The following is a 12,434-nucleotide window of genomic DNA, read 5'->3' on the forward strand; positions in this document are numbered from 1 at the left end:
CCTGGCGCCGGTTGGGGGAAGGTCCCCACCCTAACGCCACGGCCGCACTCGATCCGGCATTAGGGAGAGTGTCACGACCCACCGACAGCGGGTCGCCGCGGCCCTACAGCTCGGTGGCCGCGTCGATGCTCTCGGTGATGATCGCCTGCAGGATCCGCGACAGCCGGTCGTGGCCGAGCGCGGGCGCGCGCCGGGCCAGCGCAGCGGCGATCTCGTGCTCGCGCTCGGGGTCCCGCGTCGGCTCGCCCTTGTGGGCCTGGACGGCCTGGGTGAGCGCGGCGCGGCGGGCCAGCAGGTCGCCGAGCTGCTCGTCGACCTCGTCGATCAGGCGGCGGTAGAACGCGAGCGGGTCGGCCCCCGGCCAGGCCATCCGGATGTCCGGGGCCTTCTCCTCGTTCCCGGAGCCGTCGGTGCGCTCCAGCTCGACCAGGCCGTGCCGGGCGTAGAAGCCGCGGGCGGGGGTGTTCATCTCGAAGACCCAGAGGCAGAAGCCGTCGGGCTGCTGCGCCTTCACGACGTCGAGCAGCGCGGAGCCGACGCCCTGGCCGGCGCGCTCCGGCACGACGTACAGGTCGTCGAGCCAGCCGGCCGTGATCCGGGCGTAGCCGACGACCACACCGTCGGACTCCGCGACCCACACGTCGTCGGTCGCCAGCCTGGCGGTCAACCACGCGGTGACCTCGTGCGCCGGATGGATCCCGGGCGGCATCGCCGCGGCCTCCCGCGACGCGATCTGCACCGCGACGATCGCTGCCAGGTCCGCGTCGGTCGCGGGCCTCAGCAGCAGGTCGTCAGTGGGCATCGCGGATCACGTCCAGGGCGTGGGCGAGGTCGTCGGGGTACGACGACTCGTACTCGACCTGCTCCCCCGTCTCCGGGTGCTCGAAGCCGAGCCGCATCGCGTGCAGCCACTGCCGCTCGAGCCCGACCCGCTTCGCGAGCGTCGGGTCGGCGCCGTAGGTCAGGTCGCCGACGCAGGGATGCTTCAGCGCCGCCATGTGCACCCGGATCTGGTGCGTGCGCCCGGTCTCGAGGTGCACCTCGAGCAGGCTCGCGAACCGGTGCGCCTCGAGCGTCTCGTAGTGGGTGACGCTGTGCCGGCCGTCGGCCATCACCGCGAACTTCCAGTCCGACTTCGGGTGCCGCCCGATCGGGGCGTCGATGGTGCCCTCGAGCGGGTCGGGATGACCCTGCACGAGCGCGTGGTAGACCTTGTCGACTGTGCGGTGGCGGAAGGCGTTCTTCAGCACGGAGTAGGCGTGCTCGGACTTGCAGATCACCATCACGCCGGACGTCCCCACGTCGAGGCGCTGCACGATGCCCTGCCGCTCGGACGCGCCGCTGGTGGAGATCCGGAAGCCGGCGCCGGCGAGGTGACCGACCACGGTCGGGCCGGACCAGCCCGGGGACGGGTGCACGGCGACGCCGACCGGCTTGTCGATCACGACGATCGCGTCGTCGTCGTGGATGATCTTGATCCCCTCGACGACCTCGGGCACGACCGCGAGCGGGTCGGCCTCGATCGGGATCGTCACGTCGAGGGTCGAGCCGGGCAGCACCCGGTCGCTCTTGCCGACGGCGGCGCCGTCCAGCAGCACGTGGCCCTGCGCGATCAGGTCCGCCGAGCGGGTGCGAGACAGGCCGAACAGGCGCGCCATCGCCGCGTCGACGCGCTCACCAGCGAGACCCTCGGGCACGGTGAGCACCCGGTGGTCGGCGCCGCTCACCTCTCGTCCTTCGGCACGCGGCTGCCGTCGATGCGGACACCGCGGTACACCTGGATGAGGATCAGCACGGCGGCCGCGTTGATGCAGATGTCCGCGACGTTGAAGACCGGCCAGTTCGGCAGCATGAACATGTCGATGACGTGGCCGCGCAGCGGGCCCGGCTCCCGCAGCAGCCGGTCGGTGAGGTTGCCCGACACGCCGGCGAGCAACAGGCCGAGGGCCACCGCCCAGCCGGCGCTGCCGATCCGGCGTACCAGGTAGAGGACCACCAGCACGGCGACGATCGCCAGGCAGCTGAACACGGCGGTGTAGCCGGTGCCGGTGCTGAACGCGGCGCCCGGGTTGCGCACGAGGTGCAGGACGAAGAAGTCGCCGACCAGCTCGACGTCCGGGCGGTCCGACAGGTGCTCGACGGCAAGGACCTTCGAGACCACGTCGACGGTGTACGCCACCAGGGCGACCGCCGCGAAGAGGGCGAGGTGCCGAAGCCGCAAGCCGCGGGGTCGGTTCGCCTGGATGTCGTCCGGTTCGTTCGCGTCGCCGGTCAGCGACGCTCCTCGCGCTGCTTGCATGTCATGCACAGTGTGGCACGCGGGAACGCCATGAGCCGCATCTTCCCGATCGGGTTGCCGCAGGACTCGCACACGCCGTACGTGCCGTCGTCGATGCGCGCCAGGGCCCGGTCGATCTGGGCGAGCTTGTCGCGCTCGCTGTTGAGCACCGTGAGCTCGTGGTCCCGCTCGAAGCTGGTCGCGCCGACGTCGGCCTGGTCCTGCCCGGCGCCGTCGCCGGAGTCGCGCATCAGGCCGTTGAGCTCGGTGTCGAGGCTCTCGACGATCTCGTTGCTGTGCTCGCGCTGCTCGTGCAGCTCGTCGAGCACCTCCTTGAGCTCGGCCTTGGTCCACGCGGCCTCGCCGGCCTGGACGACCAGCGCACTGACCGGAGCCTTGCGGGCCGGTGCCTTCTTGACTGGTGCCTTCTTGACCGGTGCGGCCTTCTTCGCGGGTGCCGCCTTCGCGGCGGGGGCCTTGGATGCTGCCACCTTCGCCGGTGCCGCCTTCTTCGCCGGAGCGGCCTTCTTCGCCGGAGCGGCCTTCTTCGCCGGAGCGGCCTTCTTCGCCGGTGCGGCCTTCTTCGCCGGTGCGGCCTTCTTCGCCGGGGCCGCCTTCTTCGCCGGGGCCGCCTTCTTCGCCGGGGCCGCCTTCTTCGCCGGGGCCGCCTTCTTCGCCGGGGCCGCCTTCTTCGCCGGGGCCGCCTTCTTCGCCGGGGCCGCCTTCTTCGCCGGAGCCGCCTTCTTCGCCGGAGCCGCCTTCTTCGCCGGAGCCGCCTTCTTCGCCGGAGCCGCCTTGGCCGCCACGGTCTTGCGGGTCGGTGTCGTCTTGGCCGCCGTGCCGTTGGCCTTGGCCGCCTTCGTGGCGGCGGGAGCCTTCTTGGCAGGGGCCTTCTTCGCGATCACCTTGCGGGCCGCGGAGGCCGCTTGTCCGGCGAGCGACTTCCTCGTGCTGCGAGCCATGGGACGGTCTCCTCCGGGCATCGGCGGCTGTGGGCTGTGCCACAGGTGTGCGTGGAGGGTAGCCGGTGACCCCAGGCGCCTCAAATCAGGCGCACCGGGGAACGTCGAAACGACCGGCCCCCAGGTGGGGACCGGTCGCGTCGAGCTGAGGTGCGTGGAGCCTTAGGACTCGTCCTCGCCGAGGATCGAGCGGAGCCGCTTCGGGGCCGGCTGGTCGTCGCTGGAGCCGGTCGGCTCGGCACCGACGCCCAGGGCCTCGAGCTGCTGGGTGAAGTAGCTCTTCAGGCGGGAGCGGTACTCGCGCTCGAACGAGCGGAGGTTCTCCACGTCCAGGTTGAGCTTGTCCCGCTCCTTCTCGAGGTCACCGAACATCTGACGGCGACGCTCGGCAGTCTCGGAGTCGAGCATCTGCGCACGGGTGCGGGCGTCGGACTCGAGGCGGTCGGCCTTGACCTTGGACTCCGACTCCAGGCGCTCGGCCTTGGTGCGGGCCTCGCCGACGATCTTGTCGGCCTCGTTCTTCGCGTCCTCGACCAGCTCGTCGGCGTTGCGGGTCGCGATCTCGAGCAGCCGGGCCGCGGCGTTGGACGCCTCGGGGACGGTCTCGACGCGGATCGTCTCGACCGGGCTCGCGGCGACGACCGGGGTGGGAGCCGCGACCGGAGCGGGCTCCGGCTCGGGCGCCTTCTCCTGGACGACGGGCTGCGGTGCGGTCTCGGTGACCCCGCCGCCGACCCCGCCACCACTCTGCGCGGACGACAGCTTGGCCCGGAGGTCGTCGTTCTCCTTGGTGAGTCGAGCGAGCTCGGCCTCCACCTCGTCGAGGAACTGGTCGACCTCACCCATGTCGTAGCCCTCACGGAGCCGGACTGGAGTAAAGCGCTTGTTGCTCACGTCCTCAGGCGTCAGCGGCATGACCTCACCCATTCATCAATCGTCAGCGGAATCGTCTACGTACTGGTCAAGCAACTATCGGTCGAACAATAGCGTCTGTGCCGGCAGTCACGGACCACCAGCACCAGTGTGCACCCAGATCACACCAGCGATCACGCCAGGAAGATCTCCCGGTTGACCCGGAGCAGCACATAAGCGGCGATCATCACGATCAGGAAGCTCAGGTCCAGGGACACGCTCCCGATCCGCAGCGGCGGGATCACCCGGCGCAGGGCCTTGATCGGCGGGTCGGTGGTCGAGTACACGCCCTCGAGCGCGACCAGGAGCACGCCGTGCGGCGACCACGACCGGGCGAAGACCTGGACCCAGTCCACGACGAACCGGATCCACAGCAGTGCGATGAAGGTCCACAGGACGACCTCCAGCACGATTCCAACAGCTTCCACGTGACAGCGCGTCCTAGCTCTGGTTGAAGAACCCGCCCTCGACGATGCGCTGCTTGTCCTCGGCAGCGACCGAGACGTTAGGCGGAGAGAGCAGGAACACCTTGTTGGTGATGCGCTCGATGGTGCCACGAGTGGCAAACACGAGCCCAGCCGCGAAGTCGACGAGACGCTTGGCGTCGGCGTCGTCCATCTCGGAGAGGTTCATGATCACCGGCGTGCCCTCGCGGAAGTTCTCGCCGACGGAGCGCGCCTCGTTGTAGGTGCGCGGGTGCAGGGTCGTGATGCGGGACAGCTCGGCCACCACTCCAGTAGGTCCGGTCGCCGGACGGCGGCGCTCGGAGAGGTCGGACACGGGTGCGGGCGCAGGCGTACGGCTCGGCTTGGCCGGGCGGACGGCGACCGGAGCGGTCTCCTGGGTCTCGAACTCGTCGTACTCGTGGTACTCGTCGTCGTATCGTCCGGTGTCCTCGAGCAGGCCGAGGTACTCGCCGATCCTGCGCATCGCGCCGCTCATGCCTGTGTCCTCCGGTGATGGTGTGGTGATTGGGACATTACTGGACCGACGGCCTCGAACCGAGGACCGCCGAGCCGATCCGTACGTGTGTCGCGCCATGTCGTACGGCGTGCTCGAGGTCGCCGCTCATGCCCGCCGAGAGCCAGGTGGCTCCGGGGTGGTCGGCGAGCAGGTCGCGGTGCACGGCCGCGAGACGCGCGAAGGCGGGGTCCGGGTCCTCGCCGAGGGGTGCGACCGCCATCAGCCCGCGCAGCCGGAGCGGCTCGGTCTCGGCGACCCGCGCCGCGAGCGCGGCGAGGTCGGCGGGGTCCGCACCGGCGCGGCCCTCGCGTCCGGGCGGGTCCAGGCTGACCTGGAGCAGTACGTCGACGGCACGCCCGGGACGCGCCAGCGGCGCGACCAGCTTCACCCGGTCGACCGACTCGACGACGTCGGCGTACGCCGCGACCGCCGCAGCCTTGTTGCTCTGCAGCCCGCCGATGAAGTGCCAGGTGAGGCCGAGGTCGGCGCACTCGGCGGCCTTCGCCTCGGCCTCCTGGTGCCGGTTCTCCCCCACGTCGGTGACGCCGAGCTCGGCGAGCAGGCGCACGTCGCTCGCGGGGAAGTACTTCGTCACCACGACCAGCCGCACCTCGCCGGGGTCGCGCCCCGCCTCGCCGCAGGCGGCCGCGATCCGGCCTCGGACCGTCTCGAGGTTGGCGGCGAGCTCGTCGCGCCGGCTCACGGGGTCCTCCAGACGACACCGGCCAGCCGGCCGGCGGCCGCGCCGTCGCGCCGGTAGGAGTGCAGGGTGAGGTCCTCGCGGGTGCAGCCCCCGGCCTCGACGACCGGAATCCCGGACCCGGCGAGCTGGGCGAGGACGCCCGCACCGAGGTCGAGCGACGGGGTGCCCCAGGTGGTCGTGGCGCGGGTGGCCGGCACCGCCGCCGCGATGTCCTCGCGCAGCTCCTCCGGCACCTCGTAGCAGCCGCCGCAGATGTGCGGGCCGACCCAGGCGCGCAGGCCGCGAGCCCCGAGCGCCTGGAGACGCTCGACGGTCGCGGTGACCACCCCGCGGCGTACGCCCTCCCGGCCGGCGTGCGCGGCACCGATCTCGCCGGTCTCGGCGGCCAGCAGCACGGGCACGCAGTCGGCGGCGCGGGTCAGCAGCGCGACCCCGGTGGCGCGGGTGACCAGGCCGTCGGCGTCGGGGAAGCCCTCGGCGTCGGTGACCTCGCGCACGGTCGCGCCGTGGACCTGGTGCATCAGGTACGGCGTCGCGCCCGTCACCGACGCGATCTCGGCGAGCCCGGCGGCCCGGACGTCCTCCGGCGCGAGGTCGCCGAGGTCGAGGGAGGCGTCCGTGAACGCGACCGACACCGTGCCGGTCGTGACCGGCACGGTGTCGATGAACGAGAACGTCACTTGAGGAAGTCGGGGATGTCCAGGTCGTCGTCGTCGAACTGGACCTGCGTCGGCACCGGCTTGGGGGCCGACGGGCTGGTCGCCTGGGCGCCGGCCGCGACCTTCTCCTTCTCCTTGGCCTCCTCGGACGCCTCCGGGGCGGCCGCGGGCTTGGCGGCGGGGGCGGTGGCCTGCCGCGGCTCGCGACGCAGCACCGTGCCCTCGTCGCGGCGCTTGGGCATCCCGCCGTCGAAGCCGGCGGCGATCACCGTGACCCGGACCTCGTCGCCGAGGGCGTCGTCGATGGTCGCTCCGAAGATGATGTTCGCTTCGGGGTGCACGGCCTCGGCGACCAGCGCGGCGGCCTCGTTGATCTCGAACAGGCCGAGGTCGGAGCCACCGGCGATCGAGAGCAGCACGCCGTGCGCGCCGTCGATGCTGGCCTCGAGCAGCGGGCTGGACACGGCCATCTCCGCCGCGGCGACCGAGCGGTCCTCGCCGCGCGCGGAGCCGATGCCCATGAGCGCGGAGCCGGCGTTCGACATCACCGACTTCACATCGGCGAAGTCGAGGTTGATCAGGCCGGGGGTGGTGATGAGGTCGGTGATGCCGGAGACACCCTGCAGCAGCACCTGGTCGGCCTGCTTGAACGCGTCGAGGACCGAGACGTTGCGGTCGCTGATCGACAGCAGCCGGTCGTTCGGGATCACGATCAGGGTGTCGACCTCCTCGCGGAGCTGCTCGATGCCCTCGTCGGCGGAGTTCGCCCGGCGGCGGCCCTCGAACGCGAACGGCCGGGTCACGACGCCGATGGTCAGCGCGCCGAGGCTGCGGGCGATCCGGGCCACGACGGGTGCGCCGCCGGTGCCGGTGCCGCCACCCTCGCCGGCGGTCACGAAGACCATGTCGGCGCCCTTCATGACCTCTTCGATCTCGTCGGCGTGGTCCTCGGCGGCGCGCGCGCCGACATCGGGGTTCGCGCCGGCGCCGAGGCCGCGGGTGAGCTCGCGGCCGATGTCGAGCTTCACGTCGGCGTCGCTCATCAGCAGCGCCTGCGCGTCGGTGTTGATCGCGATGAACTCGACGCCCTTGAGGCCGACCTCGATCATCCGGTTGACGGCGTTGACACCACCACCACCGATGCCCACGACCTTGATGATGGCCAGGTAGTTCTGTGCTGCTGCCACGGCTTTCGCCCTTCGCTCGTCGAGTGCTGTGTCCTACGGAGTCCGGTCGGCGTGTCCCTCAACTCTGACCCTCAGGCTGAGGGTTATAGTTATGTCAACCTCGCCGTGGTCACGACAGTAGGCAGCCGCGTCGCCGGATCCGCGGCGACACGCCGCGGTCGGTCGAGTTCGCGGTGGTTGTGCGTGGCGTGGGCGGTGTCGTCGCGGCTGGTGTTGTCGTGGTGGTGTCGTCGCAGGTTCACCATGTGATCCAGGCGCAGCGTCACTTCCCATGGCATGCAGACCATGGGGAAGTGCAGGTTCGCCTACATACCGTGGTGAACCTGAGACATCAGCAACCCGCCCACCCCGCGCCGACGACGCGCTCAGTTGCTGGTGGTCGGCTGCCCGGGGACGCTGACGTCGTACCGCTGCGCCTGCTGGCCGAGCAGGCTCTCCAGCACGGTCGCCTTGAGATCGGACTGGTCCGCGCTCCCCCAGACCACCAAGCGGCCGTCGCGCAGGACGAGGGAGATCTCGTCGACGGTGTCGACCTCGACGTGGTCGACCATCTCGGCGAGGTCGGTGGGCAGCGCGGCGATCACGAGGGCGCCCTCGCGCAGCGCCTCGCTCCCGGTGTCGGCGCCGGTCTGCACGCGCGGGAGGTCCGGAGCCTTGGCGTAGTCCTCGAAGACCACGCCGTCCTCGTCCATCCCGCGCAACCGGCCGGCGATCTCGACGACCGCGACCGCCTCGCGCTCCTCGACACGGATCAGGACCTGGTCCGGCCACTGCCGCGAGACGTCGGCGGAGCGGACGCCGGCCAGGGCCTCGACGCGGGTGCGGATCCGGTCGAGGTCGACGGTGGCGAGGGCCTCGCCCTCCGGTACGGCGGCGGCGGCGCGGATCTGGGCGTCGCTGAGGCTCCCCGTGCCCTCCACCTCGACGCCCTGCACGGACAGCAGGGACGAGAAGTACACGAGCCAGACCCCGCCGACCACGAGCAGCACGACGACCGCTGCGGCCACGACGTAGCGCCAGGTCAGCCACCGGCGGGCCCACTGCCGGCGGGCGAACCGCTTCCGGGTCCGCTCGTCGACCACGGGGTCGATGCCCGTGCCCGTGTCGGTCATCCCAACAGCTCCAGGACCCGCGGCCCGATCTCGGTCACGGTGCCGGCGCCGAGCGTCAGCACCAGGTCTCCCGGGCGTGCCCGCGCGGCGAGCTCGCCGGCGACGTCGTCGAACGACGCGACGTACGCGACCCGCTCGGCCGGCAGCGGAACCGCGGCCGCGACGAACGCGCCGGTCACCTCCGGGTCGGCCTCCTCACGGGCGAGGTAGACGTCGAGCACGACGACCTCGTCGGCGGCGCCGAGCGCCTCGCCCATCTGGGCGCCGAAGATGCGGGTGCGCGAGACCAGGTGCGGCTGGAACGCCACGACCACGCGCCCGGTCCCGGCGATCGCGCGGGCGGCCTGCAGGTCGCCCGCGATCTCGGTCGGGTGGTGGGCGTAGCTGTCGTAGACCCGCACTCCCCCGGCCTCGCCCTTGCGCTCCATCCGGCGCTTGGTGCCGGTGTACGACGCGATCCCGCGCACCAGCGCGTCGGTGTCGTAGCCGAGCTCCACGCCGGCGGCCAGCGCCGCGAGCGCGTCGGCGAGGTAGTGCTCACCGGGCGACCAGAGCGTCACCCCGGCCAGCGCGCCCGGCGCGCCGGCGGACACCTCGACCACCCGGCGGCCGGCGGCGCGCTGCCGCGCGGCCAGCGCGGCGGCACCGGGGTCGTCGACGCAGCAGACCAGGAAGCCGTCGGGGTGCAGGGTGTCGGCGAACTCGTCGAACGCGGCGCGGTAGGCCTCCTCGGTCCCCCAGTTGTCGAGGTGGTCGGCCTCGACGTTCGTGACGATCGCGGCGTACGGCGCGTAGTGCAGGAACGCGCCGTCGCTCTCGTCGGCCTCGGCGACGAACAGGTCGCCCGCGCCGTCGGCCGCGTTGAGGCCGGTCGCGGTGAGGTCGCCGCCGATCGCGTACGACGGGTCCGCGCCCGCGACCTGCAGCGCGGTCGTCAGCAGCGACGTGGTGGTCGTCTTGCCGTGCGTGCCGGCGACGGCGACCACCCGGCGGTCGGCCATCACGGCGGCGAGGGCCGCCGACCGCGGCAGGACGCGGAGGCCGCGGCGTACCGCCTCGAGGTACTCGGGGTTGTCCTCGCGGACCGCGGTCGAGACCACGAGCGTGTCCGCGTCACCGACCTGGGCCGCGGCGTGGCCGAGGTGGACCGTTGCGCCGAGCGCCCGCAGGGCGTCGAGGGTCGGGGAGTCGACGCCGTCGCTGCCGCTCACGGTGATGCCGCGGGCCAGCATGATCCGCGCGATGCCGGACAGCCCGGCGCCGCCGATGCCGACGAAGTGGACGCGGCCCAGCCGGTCGGCCGGGAGGATCTCGTCCGGGACCGGGACCTTCATCCGGCGACCTCGAGGATGATCCGCGCGAGCTTCTCGTCGGCGTCGCGCGGGATCACGGTCGCCGCGGCGGCGCCCATCGCGGAGAGCCGCGCGGTGTCGGCGGCGAGCGCGGGCACGTTGCCGGCGACCCACTCGGTCGTGAGGTCGGCGTCCGCGACGACCAGGGCACCGCCGGCGTCGACGACGGGCTGGGCGTTCTTCACCTGCTCGCCGTTGCCGATCGGCAGCGGCACGAACACGGCGGGCAGACCGACGGCCGCGGCCTCGGTGACGCTGTTCGCCCCCGAGCGGCACAGCACCAGGTCGGCGGCGGCGAAGGCCAGGTCCATGCGGTCGATGTACTCGACCACGACGTACGGCACGTCGGTCGCGGCGGGTTCCGCCCCGCCATGCTTGCCCTGGGCATGCAGCACCTGCACGCCCGCCGCGGCCAGCTGCGCCGCGGCGCCGGACACCGCTTGGTTGAGCCGACGCGCGCCCTGCGACCCCCCGGTCACCAGCAGGGTCTGCCGGTCCGGGTCGAGACCGAAGAACGCCCGCGCCTCCGCGCGCAGCGCCGCCCGGTCGAGCCCGGAGATCATCGGGCGGATCGGGAGGCCGACGTACTCCGCCCTCGTCAGCGGAGTGTCCGGGAAGCTCACCGCGACCCGCCGCGCGAACCGCGCGCCGGCCTTGTTCGCCAGCCCCGGTACGGCGTTCTGCTCGTGGATCACCAACGGGACCTGGCCCTTGCGGACCGCGAGGTAGAGCGGCATCGAGACGTAGCCGCCGTACCCGACGACGACGTCGGGGCGGACCCGATCGAGCACCGCGCGGGTCTCCTTGACCGCGGCGCGCAGCCGGGCCGGGACCTTGAAGAAGTCGGCGTTGGGCTTGCGCGGCAGCGGCACGGGCGGGATCAGCTCGAGCGGGTAGCCGGCCTCCGGGACGACCTTGTTCTCGAGGCCGCGCGGCGTGCCGAGGCAGGTGATCTCCACGTCGGGACGGATCCGGCGGAGTGCGTCGGCGGTGGCGAGCAGGGGCGAGGTGTGGCCGGCGGTGCCGCCGCCGGCGAGTAGAACGCGCATCGGACTCAACCCTAGGAGACGCGGCCCGCCGACAGACCGGCGGAGCGGGCCTTGCGGCGCTGGGCGAGGGCGCGGGCGGCCTCCGGCTCGCGTCGGGCGAAGCCGATCAGCAGCCCGAGCGCGACCAGCGACGGCAGCAGCGCCGAGCCGCCGTACGACACCAGCGGCAGCGGGATGCCGATGACCGGGAGCAGCGCGAGGACCATGCCGACGTTGATCATCATCTGGCCGAGCAGCCAGACGACGATGCCGAACGTCGCGTAGCGCACGAACGGGTCGTCGGTGTGGGTCGCGACGCGGATGCCGGCGAACGCGATCGTGAGGAACAGCCCGACCACGAGCAGCGAGCCGACCAGCCCGAGCTCCTCGCCAAGCACCGCGAAGATGAAGTCGGTGTGCGCCTCCGGGAGCGAGCCCCACTTCTGCTGGCTGGCCCCGATGCCCTGACCGAAGACGCCGCCGGTCGACAGCGCCCACAGGCCGTGCGCGGGCTGCCAGCCGGCGCCGGCGAAGTCCTTGAACGGGTCGGCGAAGTTCGTGATCCGCTCGAGGCGCTCGGCGCTGGTGGAGGCCAGGCCCAGCGCGGCGACCGCGACCACCGACAGCATGAAGGCGAAGAGCCGCCCCGGGGCCCCGACCACCCAGAGCATGCCGAGCAGGATCGCGAAGAGCACCAGCGCGGTGCCCAGGTCGTGGCCGGCCACGACGAGCGCGATCACCGCGAGCAGGCCGGGGACCACGGGTGTGACGACCTCGTGGAAGTTGTCGAGGCGCTTGTCCTTGAGCGCGTACACGTGCGCGGCCCACAGCACGATCGCCAGCTTGGCGATCTCGGCGGGCTGGATCACGAACGGCCCGACGCCGAGCCAGTTGGTGTTGCCGTTGACCTCGACGCCCAGGCCGGTCTGGGTGAGCGCGAGCAGCACGATCGAGACGATCAGGCCGAGCCAGGCGAACCGGCGCAGCACGCGGTGCGGCAGGCGGGAAGCGATCCAGGCGCACGGGACGCCGACCACCACCCACAGCAGCTGGCGCTTGACCACGGCGTACGAGTCGCCGCCGTTGTGCTCGTAGGAGTACACGCTGGACGCGCTGAGCACCATGATCAGGCCGATGGTGAGCAGCAGCGCCGACGACCCGAGCAGCAGGTAGTAGGCGGTGAGCGGCCGGTCCAGCGCGTGCCGGGCGGCGAGGAACCAGCCGTGCACGGGCGTACGGCGGCGTCCCGGGGCCTCGAGGGGATCCGCGGTGGTCATC

Annotated in this window: 14 protein-coding genes; all 14 read right to left on the minus strand. The window is 72.2% G+C overall.

Going from position 1 to position 12,434, the window contains the following annotated elements; translation table 11 throughout:
* Nucleotides 1-103: 103 nt before the first annotated feature.
* Entirely contained in the window at nucleotides 104-802 is a 699-nt protein-coding gene (locus ABD875_RS04825) for a GNAT family N-acetyltransferase (protein WP_345171762.1), read from the minus strand.
* Nucleotides 792-1,727 (minus strand): RluA family pseudouridine synthase, encoded by a 936-nt coding sequence (locus ABD875_RS04830; protein WP_345171764.1) that lies wholly within the window; start codon nucleotides 1,725-1,727, stop codon nucleotides 792-794. The genes ABD875_RS04825 and ABD875_RS04830 overlap by 11 nt, the downstream gene beginning before the upstream one ends.
* A complete protein-coding gene (gene lspA / locus ABD875_RS04835; protein ID WP_345171766.1) occupies nucleotides 1,724-2,299 on the minus strand; it encodes a signal peptidase II in 576 nt (191 codons plus the stop codon). Before lspA ends, ABD875_RS04830 begins: the two co-directional genes overlap by 4 nt.
* Entirely contained in the window at nucleotides 2,272-3,240 is a 969-nt protein-coding gene (locus ABD875_RS04840; protein WP_345171767.1) for a TraR/DksA family transcriptional regulator, read from the minus strand. Before ABD875_RS04840 ends, lspA begins: the two co-directional genes overlap by 28 nt.
* Before the next feature lie 162 nt (nucleotides 3,241-3,402).
* A complete protein-coding gene (locus tag ABD875_RS04845) occupies nucleotides 3,403-4,167 on the minus strand; it encodes a DivIVA domain-containing protein (protein WP_345171769.1) in 765 nt (254 codons plus the stop codon).
* 119 nt (nucleotides 4,168-4,286) lie between these two features.
* Entirely contained in the window at nucleotides 4,287-4,580 is a 294-nt protein-coding gene (locus tag ABD875_RS04850) for a YggT family protein (RefSeq protein ID WP_345171771.1), read from the minus strand.
* 13 nt (nucleotides 4,581-4,593) lie between these two features.
* Nucleotides 4,594-5,094, minus strand: coding sequence for a cell division protein SepF (locus ABD875_RS04855; RefSeq protein ID WP_345171772.1), 501 nt, complete (start codon nucleotides 5,092-5,094; stop codon nucleotides 4,594-4,596).
* Between the two features lie 37 nt (nucleotides 5,095-5,131).
* Entirely contained in the window at nucleotides 5,132-5,818 is a 687-nt protein-coding gene (locus ABD875_RS04860) for a YggS family pyridoxal phosphate-dependent enzyme (protein WP_345171774.1), read from the minus strand.
* Nucleotides 5,815-6,498: a purine nucleoside phosphorylase YfiH/LACC1 family protein gene (locus ABD875_RS04865; RefSeq protein WP_345171775.1), complete on the minus strand. Its 684-nt coding sequence runs from the start codon at nucleotides 6,496-6,498 to the stop codon at nucleotides 5,815-5,817. Before ABD875_RS04865 ends, ABD875_RS04860 begins: the two co-directional genes overlap by 4 nt.
* On the minus strand, nucleotides 6,495-7,664 hold the full coding sequence (ftsZ, locus tag ABD875_RS04870) for a cell division protein FtsZ (protein ID WP_345171777.1): 1,170 nt from the start codon (nucleotides 7,662-7,664) through the stop codon (nucleotides 6,495-6,497). Before ftsZ ends, ABD875_RS04865 begins: the two co-directional genes overlap by 4 nt.
* Before the next feature lie 365 nt (nucleotides 7,665-8,029).
* Entirely contained in the window at nucleotides 8,030-8,776 is a 747-nt protein-coding gene (locus tag ABD875_RS04875; RefSeq protein WP_345171778.1) for a cell division protein FtsQ/DivIB, read from the minus strand.
* Nucleotides 8,773-10,110 carry a UDP-N-acetylmuramate--L-alanine ligase gene (locus tag ABD875_RS04880; protein ID WP_345171780.1) on the minus strand — a complete coding sequence of 446 codons (1,338 nt, stop codon included), beginning with the start codon at nucleotides 10,108-10,110 and terminating at the stop codon, nucleotides 8,773-8,775. Before ABD875_RS04880 ends, ABD875_RS04875 begins: the two co-directional genes overlap by 4 nt.
* Nucleotides 10,107-11,177 carry an undecaprenyldiphospho-muramoylpentapeptide beta-N-acetylglucosaminyltransferase gene (gene murG, locus ABD875_RS04885; protein ID WP_345171781.1) on the minus strand — a complete coding sequence of 357 codons (1,071 nt, stop codon included), beginning with the start codon at nucleotides 11,175-11,177 and terminating at the stop codon, nucleotides 10,107-10,109. Before murG ends, ABD875_RS04880 begins: the two co-directional genes overlap by 4 nt.
* A gap of 11 nt (nucleotides 11,178-11,188) precedes the next feature.
* Entirely contained in the window at nucleotides 11,189-12,433 is a 1,245-nt protein-coding gene (gene ftsW, locus ABD875_RS04890; protein ID WP_345171783.1) for a putative lipid II flippase FtsW, read from the minus strand.
* Nucleotide 12,434: the final 1 nt, after the last annotated feature.

Origin of the sequence: Nocardioides caricicola (assembly GCF_039541135.1) — a bacterium.
Taxonomy (GTDB): Bacteria; Actinomycetota; Actinomycetes; order Propionibacteriales; family Nocardioidaceae; genus Nocardioides; species Nocardioides caricicola.

Excerpts from the sequence above, each read along its gene's own strand:
- ABD875_RS04825 (WP_345171762.1), bottom strand. The coding sequence starts at position 802 with ATGCCCACTGACGACCTGCTGCTGAGGCCCGCGACCGACGCGGACCTG.
- lspA (WP_345171766.1), bottom strand. The coding sequence starts at position 2,299 with ATGCAAGCAGCGCGAGGAGCGTCGCTGACCGGCGACGCGAACGAACCG.
- ABD875_RS04840 (WP_345171767.1), bottom strand. The coding sequence starts at position 3,240 with ATGGCTCGCAGCACGAGGAAGTCGCTCGCCGGACAAGCGGCCTCCGCG.
- ABD875_RS04845 (WP_345171769.1), bottom strand. The coding sequence starts at position 4,167 with ATGGGTGAGGTCATGCCGCTGACGCCTGAGGACGTGAGCAACAAGCGC.
- ABD875_RS04855 (WP_345171772.1), bottom strand. The coding sequence starts at position 5,094 with ATGAGCGGCGCGATGCGCAGGATCGGCGAGTACCTCGGCCTGCTCGAG.
- ABD875_RS04875 (WP_345171778.1), bottom strand. The coding sequence starts at position 8,776 with ATGACCGACACGGGCACGGGCATCGACCCCGTGGTCGACGAGCGGACC.
- ABD875_RS04880 (WP_345171780.1), bottom strand. The coding sequence starts at position 10,110 with ATGAAGGTCCCGGTCCCGGACGAGATCCTCCCGGCCGACCGGCTGGGC.
- murG (WP_345171781.1), bottom strand. The coding sequence starts at position 11,177 with ATGCGCGTTCTACTCGCCGGCGGCGGCACCGCCGGCCACACCTCGCCC.
- ftsW (WP_345171783.1), bottom strand. The coding sequence starts at position 12,433 with ATGACCACCGCGGATCCCCTCGAGGCCCCGGGACGCCGCCGTACGCCC.